Here is a 19404-nt window from a genome sequence, read left to right as displayed (position 1 = left end):
GGGCAAAGCTTATAGAGAATTCAGGAACGCCAGCAACGCGGCACGCTGCTCGGCATTGAAGGACAGCACTTGCTGCTGCGCCGGCTCTGCCTGGCCGCCATGCCACAGCACGGCCTCCAGCAGGTTCCGGGCGCGGCCGTCATGCAGAAACTGGGTATGGCCACTCACGGTTTGCGTCAATCCGATGCCCCACAACGGCGGCGTGCGCCAGTCGCGGCCGCCGGCCTTGAATTCGCTGCGGTGGTCGGCCAGGCCTTCGCCCATGTCGTGCAGCAGCAGGTCGCTGTAGGGGCGAATCAACTGATTGGCCAGCTCGGGCTCGGCAGCGTGGGCAGCCGTGGTGAACGATGGCGTGTGACAGCCCTGGCAGCCGGCCTGGTAGAACAGGTTTTTCCCGGCCAGCACCTGCGGCGTGTCGACGCCACGACGCGCCGGTACGGCGAGGTTACGGGTATAGAACAGCACCAGACGCAGAATATTGTCGCTGACTTCCGGCTCACCCTCGGGGCCATTGCCGTTGGGCGCCTGTTTGCAGGCGACCTGAGCGTCGGTGCAGTCATCGAACGGCCTCAGCGAGGTGGTGAGGCCCATATCACCGGAAAACGCGTGAACATTCTGTTGATTGAGGTTCGGTTGTCCGGCTTTCCAGCCAAAACGTCCCAGCACGGTGGTTTGCCGGGCGTCATCCCAGACCTGATTGGCGCGGCCGATGAGTGCGTCCTTGTCGGCGGTCTTCGGGTCGGTGTTGCGCAGGATATCGGTTTCGCTGATGGCTTCGAGCAGGCCCAGGCCGATCATCGGCGGGGCGATGCGTGCGGAAAAGCGCGTATCCGGGTGCATCGGCCCGTAGCCGAGCTGGGTGATCTGCAGCGCAGGCTTGCGCAGTTCGACGACGGTGCCGTCCTTGAAGGTGACGTTGACGGGCGCGTAGTCCACCCGCACTTTGCCTTCCGGCACCACGCCCGGCACGGCCATGTCCTGCAACTGGCCGCCGTACACCGGCTCGGGCACCACGCCGGCCTGTTCGATCAGGCTGGCGTAGTCCGCCGTATCCGGCAAGGACAGGCGCACCAGCATCGACACGGCATTGGGCGCGTCGGGCAGGGGCGGGTGGCCGCGCCCATCCTTGATATGGCAGTTCTGGCAGGCATTGGTGTTGAACAACGGCCCCAGGCCATCGCGGGCGGTGGTGGTGGACGGGGCGATCACCCAGGGGCTGCGAAAGAAGCTGTTGCCGACGCTGAAGTCCACGCGACGCGTGGGCGACAGATTGGCCGAGGGCAGGGAAAACGCGTTCTGGTCACGCTTGTTCACGGTCGCTGCACCACCGGCCCGCGCTTCCCCAGGCTCTGCCTTGGTGAACCTGGGCGCGTCGTCGCAGGCGGTCAGGCTCAAGGCCATCAATGCTGCGCACAGGCGAAAAAGCGAACGGAACATCGAGTTTCCTGAGGCGATGGCGAAAAAGGGGTCGCAAAGTCTAACAGGGCCGGGGGCAATGAATAAGAGCAATTATCGTTTGCTGGCATCGCGTTTCATTCCGGCTAGAATGACTTCACATTTTTTCTGGAGGTGGCCAATGCAGGCTCTCGACGCTTTGCTCAACCGTGTTTCCGTGCCGCGTCTGCTGGAGCCGGCACCGACCCAGGAGCAGCGCGACGTGCTGTTCGCAGCCGCCATGCGCGCGCCCGACCATGGCCAACTGCGCCCATGGCGCTTCCTTACAGTGGAAGGCGCTGCCCGTGAGCAGATGGGCACCTTGCTGGCCGAAGCGGCGCGCCTCAATGATGCGCAGGCGCCGCAAGCTGTCATCGACAAGGCCCAGAATGGTCCCTTGCGTGCGCCGTTGGTGGTGGTGGTGATTGCGCGTCTGCGGGAGCATTTCAAGGTACCCAAATCCGAACAGCTGCTGGCGGCTGCCTGTGCGGCTCATGGCATTTTGCTGGCGGCTTATGCGCAGGGGATTGGTGCGGTGTGGCGTACCGGGGAGTTGTCGTATTCGCCGCATGTGGCCAAGGGATTGGGGCTGGTGGCGGGTGAAGAGGTGATTGGCTTTCTTTATCTGGGAACGCCGCAGAATCCGCCGCGTAGTGCGCCCAAGGAGGATGTGGCGGCGTTTGTGCAGGGGTGGCCTGGGGTTTGATTTGACAGGGGCATATCCGTTGTTGCGGTGACGGCTGATCTGGGTTTCGCCCTCAGATGAAAGGCATGATTTTTCCCCAATCCGCTTCTCTGTGGGAGCTGGCTTGCCTGCGATGCAGACACCTCAATCCAGCAGGAAAACCCGGGCGATGCCTTCGCAGGCAAGCCAGCTCCCACATTTGACCGCGTTCGGCAGACAATCCCGGTCGGCTCCAGGGCCGTCACCAGCCCAGGAGTCGCTCTACACCTTGAACTGATCCATCAGCTTCATCTGCTGGCTGGCCAGGGCATTGAGTTGGCTGCTGATGGCCGCCGACTCGGTGGCCTGGCCAGTCAGGGTTTCGGTCACAGTGCGAATCGCCGATACGTTGCGATTGACCTCTTCGGCCACTGCGCTCTGTTCTTCGGCGGCGCTGGCAATCTGCAGGTTCATGTCGCTGATCACCGTTACCGCCTCACTGATCTTGCCCAACGCCGTGACCGCCTGATGGATCTGCCCGGCATTGCTCTGGGCCTGGTGCTGGCTGGAATGCATGGTCGCCACCACGCCACGCGTGCCGCTCTGGATGCGTTCGATGACCTGGCGAATTTCCTCTACCGAGTCCTGGGTGCGCTTGGCCAGGTTGCGCACTTCGTCGGCCACCACCGCAAAACCGCGCCCGCTTTCACCGGCGCGTGCCGCTTCGATGGCCGCGTTCAGGGCCAGCAGGTTGGTTTGCTCGGCGATGCTGCGGATCACTTCCAGCACCGAACCGATCTGCTCGCTGTTGACCGCCAGGGCTTCGACTTCGCTCACGGCCTTGCTGACTTCGTCGGCCAGGGTGGTGATGTCGCGGGTGCTTTGCTCGATGATCGACATGCCTTCACGCGCCGACTGATCCGCGCCTCGCGCCGCACTGGCGGCATTGGACGCGCTATTGGCCACATCGTGGGCGGTGGCGCTCATTTCGTTGGACGCGGTGGCCACCTGGTCGATTTCACGGAACTGCACCTGCATGCCTTCGCTGGTCTGGCGGGCGATGGCCGATGACTGATCCGCCGTACCTCGTGCCTCGGTGATGCTTTGCTTGATCTGCGCGATGGTTGGTTGCAGCTTGTCGAGGAAGCGGTTGAACCAGTTCACCAGCTCGCCCAGTTCGTCCTTGCGGGTATACGTCAGGCGCTGGGTGAGGTCGCCGTCGCCGCTGGCGATGTCCTTGAGCATGGCGGCCACGCTGTTGATGGGGCGGGTGACGCCGGTGGCGGTCAGCCAGATCAGCAGCAACCCGAGCAGCCCCGCGCCCACGCCTACGCCGATGGACAACAGCGCACTGGCTGCCTGGGCCTCATCGATGACGCCTTGCAGCTTGATCGAATCAGCCAGCATCACGTGTTTGGGCAGCTTGACCACCACGCCCCAGGCCTTGGCATCGGCGATCGGCTTGAACGGGTAGACCGCACGGATCGTGTCGCCCTGTTCGCGGTTGACGTGGCTGTCGCTGGCCAGCAGTTGCACGACCTCCTTGCCTTCGGCGCCCATGATGTCCGCCAGGTTCTTGCCGACCTTGCCCGGCTCGCCGCTGTAGGCCGCAATCAGGCCGGTGCTGGAGATCACCTCCAGGTGCGCGGCGCCGTCGAACAGGTTTTTCTGGGCCGCATCGGTGGCCACTTGCAGGGCTCCGAGGGCGATGTCGACACCCACCACGCCGATCACCTTGCCGTCCACGATCAATGGCTGGGACAGGGTGGTCATCAGCACCGACTTGCCGGCGACCGTGTCTTCATAAGGGTCCAGCAGGCAGGTGCTGCGAGTATCGCGTGAGCAGGTGTACCAAATGTTGTAGGGCGTGCCGCTGAGGTTGAGGGCGGTCTTGTTCAGGTCTTCCTCGATCATGATGGTGTTCACGTCTGTGCCGCCGGCGCGGCTCCAGTAGCTGGCAAAGCGTCCTGATTCGTTAGACACGCGGGCCTTGTCGCCGACGAATTCGCTGTCCCGGCCATCCAGGCCATTGGGCTCGAACGACAGCCACATGCCCAGCACCTTGCTGTTGCGCTCGAATGCGGTTTTCAGGCTCTGGTTGAGTTCCTCGCGCAGCGCAGCCGGTTCCAGTCCGCGTTTGGTGGCGAGGTTGCGCAGGTCCCTGACCTGGTCGACGAGGGCGGTCGCGGCGGTGAGGTTGTCGCCGAAGGTTTTCTGCAACTGCAGGGCTTGCTCGGCAGCGTTGGCCTGCAGCAGTTTCTGCACGTTGCTGGTGAGCATGCGCGAGCTTGAGTCGCTGGTCAGTTGATCGTTCTTGTCGGTCTCGCGCAGGTTGATGCTCACGATCAGCGCGATCACCCCTAGCAGGCAGAGGCCGGACAGCAGCACAATTTTCAGACGAATTGAAAGAGTGTTGAGCATGGATTAACTCGCGAAAGGACGTAGTGGAGTGCAAGCAGGACGAGCCAAGTCCGTTCGGCGCTATGCCTGAAACATCGGCGTCATGAATCAATTCGTGAGAGCAAGGCGATGAGCGGTAGGAAAAAGACTACATGCTGCGTTGGGCGGGGGCTGCGAGCCGTTCCGGGCGCGACCAGATCCACAGGTTGCCCAGGCTCATGCCGGCAATTGCCAGGTAGATCGGCCAGCCGTGATCAAGCATCACCAGCATCAGGAGGGCGCACACCAACATGCTGACGGTGGCGCTGACTTTGGCGCGGCGCGCGATGATTTTGCCGTTGCGCCAGTTGAACAGCATGGGCCCGAACAGGCGGTGGTTTTCCAGCCAGGCGCTGAGGCGCGGCGAGCTTTTGGTGGCGGCCCAGGCGGCCAGCAGGATGAATTCGGTGGTGGGCAGCCCCGGGATTACAATCGCCACCAGGCCGATGCCCAGGCTGACGTAGGCCAGCAGGCCAAACAGGATCTGTGCGATTTTCGAGGTGGATTGGGGTTTGCCGGTCATGTTTGTGCGCAACATAAAATAAAGCAAAAAATCAGTTTGAAATGCGAACTCATTGTGGGAATGGACAAGCCCTAATACCAGTCAGTCAAGCGCAGATCCCCCCTGTGGGAGCGGGCTTGCCCGCGAAAGCGGCGGGTCAGTCAACATCAATGCTTGCTGGGCCGACGTCTTCGCGGGCAAGCCCGCTCCCACATTTGATCGCATTTCAATTCAGGTATCAGGCCATTTCAGGGGCGCTAGCGTACGCTTGTTCCAGCAATACGGTGAAGCGTACAAACGCATCAATCGCGCCTTTTTCCACGGCGGCTTCCTCTTCGGTGCTGAATTCAAGAGCGTCGAGGGTTCGGGTGAAGCGTTTCCAGCCTTCGGCGCGGCCGCCAGCCGGTTCGCCCAGGTGGCGGGCGCCGAAGGTTTCGCTCAGGCCAAGGCCCACGGCGCGTTTGATCAGGAACGCGGCGCCGAGCTTGGAACCCTCGGACACGAACAGCCAGCCCAGGGCTTCGGCTTTGCTTGGGTTTGTCACGGCGCCGGCGACCGGGGCCGGCACTTCGGTGTCAAGGTCGCCCAGGTCTAGCCGGGCAGCGTCGGCGCGGCAGCGCTCGGCAAGGTCGGGGATGATGTTGATCAGCTCGGCATCGTTGTACAGCGCCACCAGTTCCGACTGAAACAGATATTGCGCCACCACGAAACGGGCGAAGTTGGCCTGGGTGTCGAAGGGGGCGTGCGCCTTGACCAAGGCGTCGAGCCGGGTGTGTGGCGCATGGGTGATCTGGTTCAGGCGCTGGGAGCGCAGGCTTGGGTGTTCTGCGGTAGGAGAAGCGGTCATCGAAAGAGTCCTTGAGAAGGGTAGCGCCTGGTTGCCCCGTAAAGAGCGGTTATCAACTAGACGAACAAGAAGACGCTGCACAGTAAAAAATCCTCACCCCGGCGCTGAACAATCGCGGCAAGGTGAGGCGGGTGTCGTCAGATGTCCCAGATCAGGTTGATCGCAACGTTGCGGCCGGGCTGGGTCAGGCGATCAAGGTTGGCCGGGCCTGTCACCGCCGCTTCGCCGACGCTGTCGTAGCTGCGCACGTCATCCCAGTTCCAGTACTTTTTGTCGGTGAGGTTGTAGAGGCCACCGTTGAGGGTCACGTCCTGGCTGACTTTGTAGTAGGCAGTCAGGTCGAGGATGCCAAAGCCCGGTGTCTTGAAGGGGCCGCTGGTGTCGCCGTCCGGTGCGTGGAAGGTGCTGCTGTCGACGCGATGCTGCTTTTTCACCAGCGTCCAGCTCAGCAGGCCGCCGTAGGTGTTCTGGTCGTAGCCCAGGCCGAACACGCCCTTGAGCGGGTTGACGCTGTTGAGCGGTTCGCCGTTTTCATCGTTACGACCGTAGGCATAGGACACCGCGCCCTGGGTGTAGAGCCCCTGCGGGGCGCCATAGGCATCCAGGTTGAGGCGGCCCTTGGCTTCGGCGCCCTTGATGGTGGCGCGCTTGATATTGACGGCCTGGAACTGCTCCACGGTGCCGCCGACCACGGCGTTGTCTTCGTCGATAAAGTTGCGGTACTTGTTATAAAACACCGCGATCTCGAAGGAGCCTGCGTCGAATGCGCCGCGAATGCCGGTTTCGATCCCTTTGCTGGTCTCCGGCTTGAGGTCGGGGTTCGGTTCGACGGTGTAGCCCAGGTTCAGGTTTTCGAAGCGGCCGTACAGCGCCTTGGCGGAGGGCGTGCGGAAACCTTCGGCGTACTGGCCGAACCAGGTGTATTGATCGGTGAGGGCGTAGGTCAGGCCAAACTTGGGCGTCACGCGGTGCCAGGTCTTGTCCTTGTTGCTGACCGAATCGGCACCCGTGGGGTTTACGGTGTTGAGAAACGCCTGGGTCAGTTTCGGCTTGAGCTGGGTGTAGTCGTAGCGCACGGCGGGCAGGAAGGTCCATTTGTCCCAGGTGATCTGGTCCTGGGCGAACAGCGAATAGGTGTTGATGGTCGGGTCCGGGAAGTCACTGGATTTCTTCACGCTGTCGCCGGCTTGCGGGCTCGGTGCACCGATGGCGGTACAGCCACTGCCAACCGCCAGGCACGTGGCGGCGCCTTCGCGCGAACCGGTGACTTTCTGCTGCTTGAGCGTGGTGCCGTAGGTCACTTGGTGATCGCTGTCGCCGAGGCGGAAGGCCTTGTCCAGTTGTGCGTCGAAGACCCACTGTTTTTCTTCGTACAGCGTGTCGCGGGTGCGCAGAACGCGGCGGCCTGACTGATAGACCTCGGCGGTGGTCTGGTCGGTCTTGGCGATCTGGTAATTGAGGCTGGTCTTGATGCGGTCGGCCATCGGCGATTCGAGGGAGAAGGTGTTTTCCAGGCCGAAACGTTCCCGGGTGATGGTGTCGTTGCCGCGCCGGTCGCGGTAGAGGTTGAAGCCCCGGCCACCAATGAACGGCCCGCCTACTGCGTTTTTCAGGTTGACGTCGCGATCGTCCTTGTACTTTTCGTAGGTCAGGCCCAGACGGTTGTCATCCCCATAGTTCCAGCCCAGTTTGGCCAGCACATTGGTGGTGCGCGCATCCTCCGGATTGGCGCCGGTGCGGGCCAGGCCGGTGGCGTTGTTGCCGTCGTAGGACTGGGTTTCATGACCCCTGCGCTGGCTCAGGTGCAGCAGGCCGTCGACAGCCTGCACGCGGCCGGCAACGGTGCCGGAGGTCAGCCAGCTGTCGTCGGCGGAGCTGTAGCCGGTTTTCAGGCGGGCGCCGACGTCCTGGCCTGGCTTGATGATGTCGTCCGGGTCGAGGGTGAAGTAGCTCACGGCACCGCCGATCGCGCTGCTGCCGTACAGGGCCGAGGCCGGGCCACGGAGGATTTCCACGCGTTTGACGATTTCCGGGTCGACGTAATTGCGACGGGTCTTGGCGTAGGGGCCGTTGAAGAAGTTGTCCGGCACTTCGACGCCATCGACCTGGGTGAGGATGCGGTCGCCGTCGATCCCGCGAATGTTATAGCCGGCGTTGCCGGAGCGAGTACCCGCGCCGCCCACCGATACGCCGGGTTCGTAACGCACCAGTTCGCGAAGGGTGTTCACGTTCTGGCGGTCCAGTTCCTCGCGCTCATGCACGGTGACGGTACTCGGTACGCTGTTCACCGCCTGCTCGGTACGGGTGGCGCTGATGGTCACCTGTTGCAGGTTGACGGTGCCGCCAGCGGCGCGTTTTTCCAGCACGATGTTGTTATTGCCCAGTTTGCGGTAGCTCAGGTTGGTCCCCACCAACAGCCGCTCCAGCGCTTTCTCGGGTGGCAGCGCGCCGCGCACGCCTGGCGATGACACACCTTGGCCCAGCTCGGCTGGCAGGCCGACTTGCCAGCCGGTCACGGCGGTGAAGGCATTGAGCGCCGAGACCAGTGGCTGCTGTTCAATGCTGAACGCGTAATTGCCATGGCTGCGCGCGGACGGCTCGGCCGCCACGGCGCCCATCACCGGCGCACCGGCCAGCAGGAGGGCGGCAGTCAGCAGGGACAGGACGGGCGAGGAAGACCGACGGTTGAAACGAGAGGACATCGTGAACGCTCCGGAGGTACGAATCTTATAGTTGCGCACTGTTCCAAATAGGAATCAGTTGCATTGGCTATAACGAGACGTATCGCCGGTTAATATCGAGTAAAAATAATTCTCATTTAGTTGAGAATGACCAGCGCCGGGAATTCCGCGAGTCTGGCCGAGGTGATGTGAGCCAGGGAGCGCACCACGTCCAGCGGCTGGTCGAGGCGATAATTGCCAGTGACGGCGACACGGGCGAGCTTGTCGTTGGTGTTGACGATCCAGCCTGGATAATAGCGGCGCAACTCGGCGAGCACTTCGCTCATCGGGCAGTTTTCGAACACCAGCCGGCCCTGTACCCAAGCCAGGTCCCTGGTGGGGTCCAGTCTGGCAGGCGGGCCAAAGCCCTTGGGGCCGATGCGGATGCTTTCGCCGGCGCTCAGGCGCACGCGGGCATCGTCGACGGTGTTGCGCAGGTCAACATCGCCGCGCTGCACCTGCACCTGGGCTTCGCCGTTGAGGTAGCGCACGGCGAAAGCCGTGTCGCGCACGCTGGCCCGCACCGGGCCGGCATCGACTTCCAGGGGCAGGCCGCGACTGGGCATGACCTCGAAAAAAGCCTCGCCCTGATACAGGCGCGCAGTGCGCTGGTGGTCCTTGATGCTGCTGGAAAATGCCGAGTTGGTGTTGAGCAGCACCCTGGAGCCGTCGTCCAGTTGCAGGCGCTGGCGCTCACCCACCACGGTGAGGTGGTCAGCCTGCAAGCGCGCCGGCAGGTTGCTGAAGCTGAACAGACCCAGCACCAGCACGGCGGCGGTGGCCAAAGGTTTCCAGTGTGGCTTGATGCGACGCCAGGCGCCGGGTTTGCGCGGCGCGGCCAAGGCGACGGCGGCACTGTGCACCGGCGCGCCGCCCCAGGCTGCCTGAGCACTGGCGAAGGCGTGAACATGTGCCGGGTCGCTGGCCAGCCAAGCCTCGAACGCCGCTTGCTGACCCGGTTGCGGGCACTGCAGTGCGATCAGCCAGTCGAGCGCCTGGTCCATAGCCGCATCTTGCAACACCTCATGAGCCAGCTCATGGGGGCGCAGGTTATTCGGGTTGGTCACGGTGTGCCTCGGGTCTTCGCCACGTTCTATTCATTGTTCCTGCGGGCAGGTTCCACAGTTCTGTCGGATGCAGCTTACGGCTGATCCAGCCTCTGGGCCACACCTACACAGATGGCCATGATCAGCTTCAGTTCCTTTTGCACGGTGCTCAGGGACACGTCCAATTGATCGGCAATCTCCTGATAGCTGCAGCCGTGCAGGCGGCTGAGGATGAAAATCCGCTGTTGGCGCGCGCTCAACTGGCCGAGGCTAACGCTCAAATGCTCCAGCAATTGCTCGGCCTGAGTGGCGTCCTCGGGCGTGCTGACAGGGGAGGCGACGCTTTGCAGCACATCCAGCGGCACATCTTCCTGCAGCGTGCGGGCCTGAATCCTGCGCGCGCGCAAGTGGTCCAGCGCCAGGTTGCGCGCCGTCTGGTAGACGAAGGGTTCGAGATGATCGATCGGGCGCTCGCTCAGGGCCCGGGTGACGCGCAGGTAGGTTTCCTGCAGCAGGTCTTCGGCGGTGCTGTGGTTATTCACCATCCGCTGCAAGGTGCGTAGCAGAATCACCCGTTGGGTGAGAAAGACATGGTTGAAGCGAGATTGGCTCACAGTGATACCAGGCCGATTGCAATCAAATGATAATGCTTATCATCAACTGAAATGGCAAGTGGCTATTGCTGTGAGCTTATAGCGAGCAAATGTGGGAGGGGCAGGCCCCTCCCACAGGGCTTATTCGGCGTTGCACAGCGCCAGGCAGTTATCCAGCATGCGGTTGGAGAAGCCCCACTCGTTGTCGTACCAGGCCAGTACTTTGAGCAGCTTTCCGCTGGCCTTGGTGTGGTTGGCGTCGAAGATCGACGACAGCGGATTATGGTTGAAGTCACTGGAAACCAGCGGCAGCGTGTTGTAGCCGAGGATCTTCGAATGCTGGCTGGCTTCCTTGAGCAGCGCGTTGACCTCATCGGCCGTGGCTTCTTTTTTCAGTTGCACGGTGAGGTCGACCAGCGACACGTTGATCACTGGCACTCGCACCGCCATGCCGGTCAGCTTGCCCGCCAGTTCCGGCAATACCAGGCCCACCGCTTCGGCTGCGCCGGTCTTGCTCGGGATCATGTTCTGCGTGGCCGAACGCGCGCGGTACGGGTCGGTGTGGTAGACGTCGGTGAGGTTCTGGTCGTTGGTGTAGGCGTGAATCGTGGTCATCAGGCCGCTTTCGATGCCCAGCTCGCGGTGCAGCACCTGAGCCACGGGCGCCAGGCAGTTGGTGGTGCAGGATGCGTTGGAAATGATCTGGTGGGACTGGCGCAAAATGTCGTGGTTGACGCCGTACACCACGGTGGCGTCCGCGCCCTTGGCCGGTGCGGAGATGATCACCTTGCGTGCGCCGGCGGTAATATGGGCGGCAGCCTTGTCACGGTCGGTGAACAGGCCGGTGCATTCGAACACCACGTCGATCTTGTGCGCGGCCCATGGCAGGTCGGCCGGGTTGCGAATGGCACTGACGGCAATCCGGTCACCATTGACGGTCAGGCTTTCCTGATCGTGGGCGACCTCTGCGTCGAAAGTGCCATGTACGGTGTCGAATTTGAGCAGGTGGGCGTTGATCGAACTGTCGCCCAGGTCGTTGATGGCGACGATCTGCAAATCCTGGCGGTAGCCTTGGGTATACAGTGCGCGCAGGACATTACGGCCGATACGACCAAAACCATTGATTGCGATACGAAGAGTCATTGGAAAGTGCCTGTCGTCGATTTGTTGTAAGAATTACAAGATTATTCGCATAAAAATAGAAAACAAGCCTTTTTAGTGGCAATATTTTGTTCAATCTACAACGAGTGACCTGAATCAACTGGTCCGATGATCCAAACGACACTCCTGCCATCCCATGCGCGCGGGCGTTTGATCAGCATAGACACTCAGGTCGCCACATCCGTTAGCCTGGAGTTCTACACATGCATCCCCGCGTCCTTGAGGTCACCGAACGGCTTATCGCCCGCAGCCGCGCCACCCGTGAGGCCTACCTTGCGCTCATTCGCGGCGCAGCCAGCGACGGCCCGATGCGCGGTAAGCTGCAATGCGCCAACTTCGCCCACGGCGTGGCCGGTTGCGGCACTGAAGATAAAAATAGTCTGCGCATGATGAATGCCGCCAACGTGGCAATTGTTTCTTCATATAACGACATGCTCTCGGCGCATCAGCCGTACGAACACTTCCCGCAACAGATCAAGACAGCCCTGCGCGAAGTCGGCTCGGTCGGCCAGTTCGCCGGCGGCACCCCGGCCATGTGCGACGGCGTCACCCAGGGCGAGCCTGGCATGGAACTGAGCCTGCTCAGCCGCGAAGTGATCGCGATGTCCACGGCGGTCGCGCTGTCCCACAACATGTTCGACGCCGCGCTGATGCTGGGTATCTGCGACAAGATCGTGCCGGGCCTGATGATGGGCGCGCTGCGCTACGGCCACCTGCCGATGGTCTTCGTGCCGGGCGGTCCGATGCCGTCGGGCATTTCCAACAAGCAGAAAGCCGATGTGCGCCAGCGCTACGCCGAAGGCAAGGCCAGCCGCGAAGAGCTGCTGGAATCGGAGATGAAGTCCTATCACAGCCCCGGCACCTGCACGTTCTATGGCACCGCCAACACCAATCAGCTGCTGATGGAAGTGATGGGCCTGCACCTGCCGGGCGCCTCGTTCGTCAACCCGTACACGCCGCTGCGTGACGCGCTGACCCGCGAAGCGGCGCACCAGGTCACGCGCCTGACCAAGGCCAACGGCAACTTCACCCCGATCGGCGAAATCGTTGACGAAAAATCCATCGTCAATTCCATCGTCGCCCTCAACGCCACCGGCGGTTCCACCAACCACACCCTGCATATGCCGGCCATCGCCATGTCGGCGGGCATCATCCTCACCTGGCAGGACATGGCCGACCTCTCCGAGGTGGTGCCGACCCTGTCCCACGTTTATCCGAACGGCAAGGCTGACATCAACCACTTCCAGGCGGCGGGCGGCATGTCGTTCCTGATCCGCGAACTGCTCGAAGCCGGCCTGCTTCACGAAGACGTCAACACCGTGGCCGGCAAGGGTTTGAGCCGTTACACCCAGGAGCCGTTCCTGGTCGACGGCGAACTGATCTGGCGCGAAGGCCCCATCGAAAGCCTCGACGAAACGATCCTGCGCCCCGTGGCTCGAGCGTTCTCGCCCGAAGGCGGCTTGCGCGTGATGGAAGGCAACCTCGGCCGTGGCGTGATGAAAGTGTCCGCCGTGGCGCCGGAGCACCAGGTGGTCGAAGCGCCGGCCGTGGTGTTCCAGGACCAGCAGGACCTGGCCGATGCCTTCAAGGCCGGTCAACTGGAAAAGGACTTTGTTGCGGTGATGCGCTTCCAGGGCCCGCGCTCCAACGGCATGCCCGAACTGCACAAGATGACGCCGTTTCTCGGCGTATTGCAGGACCGAGGTTTCAAAGTGGCGCTGGTCACCGATGGGCGCATGTCCGGCGCGTCAGGTAAGATCCCTGCCGCGATTCATGTGAACCCCGAAGCCCAGAGCGGCGGGCCGCTGGCGCGCGTGCGCGATGGCGATATCATTCGCGTGGATGGCGTTACCGGCACCCTGGAGCTTAAGGTGGACGCCGAAGAATTTGCAGCGCGCGCACCCGCCACGGGCCTGTTGGGCAATAACGTGGGGGCCGGTCGTGAGCTGTTTGCATTCATGCGCTTGGCCGCAAGCTCCGCAGAGCAGGGCGCCAGCGCCTTTACCTCTGCCTTGGAGACGCTTAAGTGAAGTTAGCGCTGGTCGGTGATATCGGGGGCACCAATGCCCGTTTTGCGTTGTGGCGCGATCAGGCGCTGCATTCGATCCGGGTGCACGCCACGGCGGATCACCAGAGCCCGGAAGAGGCGATCAAGGTTTATCTCAAAGAAGAAGGCCTGGAAATCGGGGACATCGGCGCGGTGTGCCTGTCGGTGGCCGGGCCGGTGAGCGGTGATGAATTCAGGTTCACCAACAACCACTGGCGCCTGAGCAAGACGGCGTTCTGCCAAGCCTTGCAGGTGGATGAGCTGCTGCTGGTGAATGATTTTTCGGCGATGGCCCTGGGCATGACCCGCCTGCAGCCCGATGAATTTCGCGTGGTCTGCGAAGGCACGCCGGAGCCATTGCGCCCGGCTGTGGTGATCGGGCCGGGTACGGGGCTGGGCGTGGGTACGTTGCTGGACCTTGGTGCGGGCCGTTTTGCCGCGTTGCCCGGGGAAGGCGGTCATGTCGACCTGCCCTTGAGCAGCGTGCGCGAAACCCAGCTGTGGCAGCATATTCACAGCGAGATCGGCCACGTCAGCGCCGAGACCGCGTTGAGCGGTGGCGGGCTGCCGCGTCTGTACCGGGCGATCTGCGCGGTGGATGGGCACGCGCCGGTGCTGGACACCCCTGAAGCCATCACGGCGGCCGGTCTGGCTGGCGACCCGGTGGCGATGGAGGTGTTGGATCAGTTCAGCATCTGGCTGGGGCGGGTCGCCGGCAACAACGTACTCACCACCGGCGGGCGCGGCGGCGTGTACATCGTGGGCGGCGTGATCCCCCGTTTTGCCGACTTCTTCATCAACAGCGGTTTCGCCAAAAGCTTTGCGGACAAGGGCTGCATGAGCGACTACTTCAAGGGGGTCCCGGTGTGGCTGGTAACCGCGCCGTATTCCGGGCTGACCGGGGCGGGTGTGGCGCTTGAGCAGGCCTTTGGGTAGGCATTGAGTGCCCCCGATAGCGGCCTAAAGGGCACCAGATGCTTTAAGCTTGTCCCCACCACCCAGGAGGACCCCCGTGAGCGTAATCAGTAAATCCATTCTCCTCGTCGACGACGACCAGGAAATCCGCGAATTGCTGCAAACCTACCTCAGTCGCGCCGGCTTCCAGGTGCGTGGCGTGCCTGACGGCGCGGGGTTCCGCCAGGCGATGAACGAGGCGCCGTGCGACTTGGTCATTCTCGACGTGATGTTGCCGGACGAAGACGGCTTCAGCCTGTGCCGCTGGATTCGCCAGCATCCGCGTCAGGCGCAGGTGCCGATCATCATGCTCACCGCCAGTTCCGACGAAGCCGACCGCGTGATCGGCCTGGAGCTGGGCGCCGATGACTATATCGGCAAGCCCTTCAGCCCACGCGAGTTGCAGGCGCGAATCAAGGCGCTGTTGCGGCGCTGCCAGTTCGGCCAGGAGCGCAGCGGCACGGCAGATGTGCTGGTGTTCGATGAATGGCGCCTGGACATGATCAGCCACCGGCTGTTTCACGTGGACGGTGAAGAGGTGATTTTGTCCGGCGCCGATTTTGCCCTGCTCAAATTGTTTCTTGATCATCCGCAACAGATTCTCGACCGCGACACCATCGGCAACGCCACCCGTGGTCGCGACCTGATGCCCCTGGACCGGATCGTCGATATGGCCGTCAGCCGCCTGCGCCAGCGCCTGCGCGACACCGAAAAACCGCCGAGGCTGATCCGCACCGTGCGCGGCAGCGGTTACCAACTGGCAGCCAGCGTGGTTGCCGGCAATGCCCACTGAGCCGGTCACCGAACGCCGACGCCGCTTTCCCGTACCGCGCTCGCTGCTGGGGCGCATGCTCCTGCTGACCTTGCTCGTGGTGTTGTTTGCCCAGGGGCTGTCCAGCGTGATCTGGGTCTCGCAACTGCGCGCCACCCAGCTCGAAGGCCTGGTCACCAGCGCCCGCAGCCTGGCGCATTCGATGACGGCCAGCGTGAGTTATTTCCGCTCGCTGCCGGTGGCCTATCGGCCCTTGGTGCTGGACCAATTGCGCAGCATGGGCGGCACGCGATTTGTCGTGACCCTCAATGATCGACCGCTGGACATGGCGGTGCTGCCACAGACCCCGCGCAAGCAGGCGGTGTTGCAGGCGGTCGATGAGGTGCTGCGCCAAACCCTGGGCGGCGATGTGCTGATCTCGGTGGAGTTCGTCAGCGCCGAAGACCTGCGCATCTTCAATGCCGGCCTCAAGCTCGATGAACTGCCGCGCTCCTGGGCGCATTACGCGCTGACCCTGGAGCCGGTGAACCCGCCGGTGCTGGTCACGCAGATCAAGCTTGCCCCCGGCGAGTGGCTGTACATCGCCTCGCTGTTGCCCGAGCCGTACACCAGCCTGGAAGAACAAGGCCTGCCGTCGCAGCAGGTGTGGTTTATCGTGCTGACCAGCGGCTTGCTGCTGCTGTTTATCGGCCTGTTGGTGCATTGGCAGAGTCGTCCGCTCAAACGCCTCGCCCGGGCGGCGCGGGACATGTCCCTGGGCGCCGACGTGGAGCCGGTGGCCGAGGGCGGCGGCAGCGAAGTGGTGGAAGTGGGCCGCGCGTTCAATGCCATGCGCGAACGCATCAGTCGCTACCTGACCGAACGCAGCCAGTTGTTCAGTGCGATTTCCCACGACCTGCGCACGCCGATCACCCGCCTGCGCCTGCGCGTGGAACTGCTCGAAGACGAAAATCTGCAAACCAAGTTCGGCCGCGACCTGGACGAACTGGAGCTGCTGGTGAAGGGCGCGCTGCAATGCGTGAAAGACACCGACATCCACGAGAACATCCAGCCGGTGGACCTTAATCATGTGCTCGAATGCCTGGTGGAGCCTTATCTGGCGCCCAACGGCAACGGTCGCGTGACGCTGAACGGGTATGCCCTGGCGGCGTATGCGGGCAAGCCGCTGGCGCTCAAGCGCTGCATCGGCAACCTGATCGACAACGCCTTGAAGTATGGGCAGAACGCCCATTTGCACATTGAGGACGATGGCGCGCAGTTCATCCTGCATGTGGATGATGAAGGCCCCGGCGTGCCGGAGCAGCGTCTGGAGCAAGTGTTCGAACCGCACTTCCGCCTGGCCGGGCACCAGCAGGGGTACGGGTTGGGGCTGGGGATTGCGCGCAACATCGCCCATAGTCACGGCGGCGAAGTGAGTTTGCAGAACCTGCGTGAAGGTGGCCTGCGCGTCACCTTGCAGCTCCCCCGCGGATTAGACTGAATATACGCAGGACTACCGTGGGAGCAGGCAAGCCTGCTCCCACATTGTGCTACGCGCGCATCAGATGCTTTGGCGCAATCGGGCCAGGTCTCTCAGGGGCGGCGCACCAAACAGCCGGCTGTATTCCCGGCTGAACTGTGACGGGCTTTCATAACCCACCCGATACCCCGCCGCCGACGCTTCCAGCCCTTCGGCGATCATCAACCGCCGCGCCTCCTGCAGGCGCAGTTGCTTCTGGTATTGCAGCGGGCTCATCGCGGTGATCGCCTTGAAGCGGTGGTGCAAGGTCGAGACGCTCAGGTTCACTTCCCTGGCCAGGTCATCGATGCGCAACGGTTGCTCATAGTTGCCGTTCAACCAGGTGATCGCCTGGCTGACGCGATGGCTCTGACTGTTGGCCACGGCGATTTCATACAGCCGATAACCCTGCGGCCCACGCAGCAGGCGGTAGAGGATCTCGCGGTTGATCAGCGGCGCGAGCATCGCGATATCCTTTGGGGTGTCCAGCAGTCGCGCCAGGCGCAGCACTGCATCGAGCAGCGAGTGGTCGATGCGGTCCACATACATCCCGCGCGATGTCGGTCGCGAAGGCACGCCCATCGGGCCCGCTTCTGCAATCAGGGCCGTCAGTTGCGCCGGGTCGATATTGATGCGCACCGACAGGTTGGGGTCTTGCGGCGTGGCGTCGATGATCCTTCCGGCCACGGGCATCGCCACTGAAAACACCAGGTAGTTGAGCGGGTCGTAGGCAAAGATTTCGTCAGCCAGGCGCACTTCCTTGCTGCCGCTGGCGAGGATGCACAGCGCAGGTTCCACCAGCACCGGCATGAAGTCGCGTGGCGTGTTTTGCCGGTTCAGGTACAGCGAGGTGATCGCCGTGCCGTAGGAACCTTCTTCCCAGGTATGGCGTTGCACGATGCTGGCGAGTTCAGCGCGCTGTTTTTCCATCTCGGCATCGAGGGGAAGATGCTTGGGGTCGGGCGACGACATGGAACGTCCTCTGCGTATTGCGTTGATGGCCTGAGCTTAGCGGTGGATCTTCCAAGCGTGTTATGTCGATTCTGCTCAATCCTTGCCTGATCCTGCGAGCAGGCGTGAATCAGGCAATGACGAGGGCGGTCATCGCCCGAAAATACTGAGCATGGTCTGGAATAAACCTCGGGCGGCTGACGTCCTCCCTACGCTTTTCGCAGGATTGTGCAATAAGCCTGCAGGATTCGACTAACCGCGCGCGCCGCTGCGGCCTTATCGTTGATCCTGTGGCAACACGCCCCCTCAGTGCTTGCCGAGCATCACTTCTCAACGGGAGAGTCGAACATGTCCACCCCCATTCCCGCGAGCCATATGGCCTTTATCCGTGCCCGTAGCGGGTGCAGCACCGAACTCGGTGCACGCTTGAGCAGTTTGATCGAACCGGGCCGTCAGGCTCAGGGTTGCCTGCAATTTTCGTTGCAGCATTCCCACACCGATCCCGATGTATGGCTGGTCTCGGGCTTCTGGAGCAGCGAGCAGGCAATGAGTGCCTACTTCAATTCGCCGGCGCTGATGATCTTCACCGAACTGTTGAACGATAGGGTGGTGCGCAGCATGGACTTCCAGACGTTCAGCGACGCCTCGGCCGTCAATGCCTATGGCGAGTACCTGCAACTGGCCGGTTAGGGTTTAGAATGGCCGACTTTCAATTGGCCAGGACCTGCCACATGGCACGCAAACAATTTGCCCATCACGAAGCCGTTTCCGCCGTAGTACCGGGTGAAGGGGGCTACAGCGCCGCCGTTGCCGTCAAAGCCCTGGACGGCATGGGCGCACCGCGGTTTCACAAGATCCTTGACGGGCAGCGCTTCAAGACGGCGTCCGATGCTGATGACGCGGCCGCCGTGCAGCTTGAGCGATTGATCGATGTCGACGAAGAGGGCGTGCTGAAGTGGGAAGCTGCCGCTAGCTGAAAACGTGGGAAGGCGCTTGCCCCTTCCCACATTCGGTTGCCTTGCAATCAGGGTTTGGTGGCACCCGGGCGGTACATCTTGAACAGCGCCTCCGGACCCAGCTGGAAGTAATCCGCCGGGCCGCCGCCACGCAGGATCGGCTCGGCGGCGGCGGTGTCGTAGATGCCGTCCTTGAGCAGCCACTTGGCAATGTGCACCGCCACCACCTCGCCCAGCACCAGCCAGCTTGGCACCAACTCTTTGTCAGCGCGCTGCAACTGGATGATTTGCGTCACCTTGCACTCGAACGATACCGGGCTCTCGCCCACCCGTGGCACGCCGACGATTTTCGAGGCCACCGGCGTCAGGCCGGACAGTTGGAACTCATCCACCTGCGGCGAGACGGCCGCACAACTCTGGTTCATCTGCTCGGCCAGCGGGCGGGTTGCCAGGTTCCAGACAAACTCGCCGGTCTGTTCGATGTTGTTCAGGCTGTCTTTGCGTCCGACACTGGAAAACCCAATGATCGGCGGTATGTAGTTGAACGCGTTGAAAAAGCTGTAGGGCGCCAGATTCAGGCAGCCCTCGCGGTCGTGGGACGAAATCCAGCCAATCGGGCGCGGGCCGACAATCGCGTTGAACGGATCATGGGGCAGGCCGTGGCCATTGGCGGGTTCGTAGAAGTGGATATCGTCCGACATGGCCTGTTCCGTACTCGGTTCTGGGGCACGCATCATAACCAATGTGGGAGTGGGCTTGCTCGCGAATGCGGTCTGTCAGTTATCGAATGGATGACTGACACTGCGCATTCGCGAGCAAG

Annotated in this window: 17 protein-coding genes; 7 read left to right on the top strand and 10 right to left on the bottom strand. The window is 62.5% G+C overall.

The annotated features are described in order from the left end of the window. Positions 1 to 9: 9 nt before the first annotated feature. A complete protein-coding gene (locus H045_RS15675; RefSeq protein WP_015372867.1) occupies positions 10 to 1437 on the bottom strand; it encodes a di-heme oxidoreductase family protein in 1428 nt (475 codons plus the stop codon). 139 nt (positions 1438 to 1576) lie between these two features. Between H045_RS15675 and H045_RS15670 the strand changes: the two genes are divergently transcribed. Then, the gene (locus tag H045_RS15670) at positions 1577 to 2140 is read left to right on the top strand and encodes a nitroreductase family protein (RefSeq protein ID WP_015372866.1); all 564 of its coding nucleotides are present in this window, start codon (positions 1577 to 1579) and stop codon (positions 2138 to 2140) included. A gap of 240 nt (positions 2141 to 2380) precedes the next feature. On the opposite strand, the gene H045_RS15665 is transcribed toward H045_RS15670, so the two are convergent. The 7 genes from H045_RS15665 to gap form a co-directional block, all read right to left on the bottom strand. Further along, the gene (locus tag H045_RS15665; protein ID WP_003237581.1) at positions 2381 to 4519 is read right to left on the bottom strand and encodes a methyl-accepting chemotaxis protein; all 2139 of its coding nucleotides are present in this window, start codon (positions 4517 to 4519) and stop codon (positions 2381 to 2383) included. Positions 4520 to 4646: 127 nt separating this feature from the next. Then, positions 4647 to 5060 carry a YbaN family protein gene (locus H045_RS15660; RefSeq protein ID WP_003237585.1) on the bottom strand — a complete coding sequence of 138 codons (414 nt, stop codon included), beginning with the start codon at positions 5058 to 5060 and terminating at the stop codon, positions 4647 to 4649. A 217-nt stretch (positions 5061 to 5277) separates the two neighbouring features. After that, positions 5278 to 5886 carry a biliverdin-producing heme oxygenase gene (locus tag H045_RS15655; RefSeq protein ID WP_015372864.1) on the bottom strand — a complete coding sequence of 203 codons (609 nt, stop codon included), beginning with the start codon at positions 5884 to 5886 and terminating at the stop codon, positions 5278 to 5280. A 137-nt stretch (positions 5887 to 6023) separates the two neighbouring features. Further along, positions 6024 to 8588 carry a TonB-dependent receptor gene (locus H045_RS15650; RefSeq protein WP_015372863.1) on the bottom strand — a complete coding sequence of 855 codons (2565 nt, stop codon included), beginning with the start codon at positions 8586 to 8588 and terminating at the stop codon, positions 6024 to 6026. Positions 8589 to 8704: 116 nt separating this feature from the next. Beyond that, complete coding sequence (locus H045_RS15645; protein WP_015372862.1) at positions 8705 to 9673, bottom strand: FecR family protein; 969 nt, start codon at positions 9671 to 9673, stop codon at positions 8705 to 8707. Positions 9674 to 9747: 74 nt separating this feature from the next. Continuing rightward, entirely contained in the window at positions 9748 to 10266 is a 519-nt protein-coding gene (locus H045_RS15640; protein ID WP_003237592.1) for an RNA polymerase sigma factor, read from the bottom strand. Between the two features lie 120 nt (positions 10267 to 10386). Then, positions 10387 to 11388 carry a type I glyceraldehyde-3-phosphate dehydrogenase gene (gene gap / locus H045_RS15635; protein WP_003237594.1) on the bottom strand — a complete coding sequence of 334 codons (1002 nt, stop codon included), beginning with the start codon at positions 11386 to 11388 and terminating at the stop codon, positions 10387 to 10389. A 221-nt stretch (positions 11389 to 11609) separates the two neighbouring features. On the opposite strand from gap, the gene edd reads away from it, so the two are divergent. The 4 genes from edd (at position 11610) to H045_RS15615 (ending at position 16659) form a co-directional block, all read left to right on the top strand. Continuing rightward, complete coding sequence (gene edd, locus H045_RS15630; protein WP_003237596.1) at positions 11610 to 13436, top strand: phosphogluconate dehydratase; 1827 nt, start codon at positions 11610 to 11612, stop codon at positions 13434 to 13436. Further along, the gene (locus H045_RS15625) at positions 13433 to 14389 is read left to right on the top strand and encodes a glucokinase (RefSeq protein WP_003237597.1); all 957 of its coding nucleotides are present in this window, start codon (positions 13433 to 13435) and stop codon (positions 14387 to 14389) included. The genes edd and H045_RS15625 overlap by 4 nt, the downstream gene beginning before the upstream one ends. A 76-nt stretch (positions 14390 to 14465) precedes the next feature. Beyond that, a complete protein-coding gene (locus tag H045_RS15620) occupies positions 14466 to 15200 on the top strand; it encodes a response regulator (RefSeq protein ID WP_003237599.1) in 735 nt (244 codons plus the stop codon). Further along, positions 15190 to 16659: an ATP-binding protein gene (locus H045_RS15615; RefSeq protein ID WP_003237601.1), complete on the top strand. Its 1470-nt coding sequence runs from the start codon at positions 15190 to 15192 to the stop codon at positions 16657 to 16659. Before H045_RS15620 ends, H045_RS15615 begins: the two co-directional genes overlap by 11 nt. A gap of 60 nt (positions 16660 to 16719) precedes the next feature. Here H045_RS15615 and H045_RS15610 read toward each other — a convergent pair whose 3' ends face one another. Then, positions 16720 to 17649, bottom strand: coding sequence for an AraC family transcriptional regulator (locus H045_RS15610; RefSeq protein WP_003237603.1), 930 nt, complete (start codon positions 17647 to 17649; stop codon positions 16720 to 16722). A 327-nt stretch (positions 17650 to 17976) separates the two neighbouring features. On the opposite strand from H045_RS15610, the gene H045_RS15605 reads away from it, so the two are divergent. Together H045_RS15605 and H045_RS15600 are read left to right on the top strand one after the other, a co-directional pair. Further along, positions 17977 to 18318 (top strand): antibiotic biosynthesis monooxygenase family protein, encoded by a 342-nt coding sequence (locus tag H045_RS15605; RefSeq protein ID WP_003237605.1) that lies wholly within the window; start codon positions 17977 to 17979, stop codon positions 18316 to 18318. 8 nt (positions 18319 to 18326) lie between these two features. Beyond that, complete coding sequence (locus H045_RS15600) at positions 18327 to 18605, top strand: hypothetical protein (protein ID WP_041931523.1); 279 nt, start codon at positions 18327 to 18329, stop codon at positions 18603 to 18605. Between the two features lie 47 nt (positions 18606 to 18652). On the opposite strand, the gene H045_RS15595 is transcribed toward H045_RS15600, so the two are convergent. Further along, positions 18653 to 19285 carry a flavin reductase family protein gene (locus H045_RS15595; RefSeq protein ID WP_003237609.1) on the bottom strand — a complete coding sequence of 211 codons (633 nt, stop codon included), beginning with the start codon at positions 19283 to 19285 and terminating at the stop codon, positions 18653 to 18655. Positions 19286 to 19404 lie beyond the last annotated feature (119 nt).

Source organism: Pseudomonas poae RE*1-1-14 (assembly GCF_000336465.1).
Taxonomy (GTDB): Bacteria; Pseudomonadota; Gammaproteobacteria; order Pseudomonadales; family Pseudomonadaceae; genus Aquipseudomonas; species Aquipseudomonas poae.
This window is presented reverse-complemented; position numbering and strand designations above follow the sequence as displayed.

Bases quoted from the DNA above. Each gene is read 5' to 3' on its own strand.
- H045_RS15675 (WP_015372867.1), bottom strand. From the start codon at position 1,437: ATGTTCCGTTCGCTTTTTCGCCTGTGCGCAGCATTGATGGCCTTGAGC.
- H045_RS15670 (WP_015372866.1), top strand. From the start codon at position 1,577: ATGCAGGCTCTCGACGCTTTGCTCAACCGTGTTTCCGTGCCGCGTCTG.
- H045_RS15665 (WP_003237581.1), bottom strand. From the start codon at position 4,519: ATGCTCAACACTCTTTCAATTCGTCTGAAAATTGTGCTGCTGTCCGGC.
- H045_RS15660 (WP_003237585.1), bottom strand. From the start codon at position 5,060: ATGACCGGCAAACCCCAATCCACCTCGAAAATCGCACAGATCCTGTTT.
- H045_RS15655 (WP_015372864.1), bottom strand. From the start codon at position 5,886: ATGACCGCTTCTCCTACCGCAGAACACCCAAGCCTGCGCTCCCAGCGC.
- H045_RS15650 (WP_015372863.1), bottom strand. From the start codon at position 8,588: ATGTCCTCTCGTTTCAACCGTCGGTCTTCCTCGCCCGTCCTGTCCCTG.
- gap (WP_003237594.1), bottom strand. From the start codon at position 11,388: ATGACTCTTCGTATCGCAATCAATGGTTTTGGTCGTATCGGCCGTAAT.
- edd (WP_003237596.1), top strand. From the start codon at position 11,610: ATGCATCCCCGCGTCCTTGAGGTCACCGAACGGCTTATCGCCCGCAGC.
- H045_RS15615 (WP_003237601.1), top strand. From the start codon at position 15,190: ATGCCCACTGAGCCGGTCACCGAACGCCGACGCCGCTTTCCCGTACCG.
- H045_RS15610 (WP_003237603.1), bottom strand. From the start codon at position 17,649: ATGTCGTCGCCCGACCCCAAGCATCTTCCCCTCGATGCCGAGATGGAA.
- H045_RS15605 (WP_003237605.1), top strand. From the start codon at position 17,977: ATGTCCACCCCCATTCCCGCGAGCCATATGGCCTTTATCCGTGCCCGT.
- H045_RS15600 (WP_041931523.1), top strand. From the start codon at position 18,327: ATGGCCGACTTTCAATTGGCCAGGACCTGCCACATGGCACGCAAACAA.
- H045_RS15595 (WP_003237609.1), bottom strand. From the start codon at position 19,285: ATGTCGGACGATATCCACTTCTACGAACCCGCCAATGGCCACGGCCTG.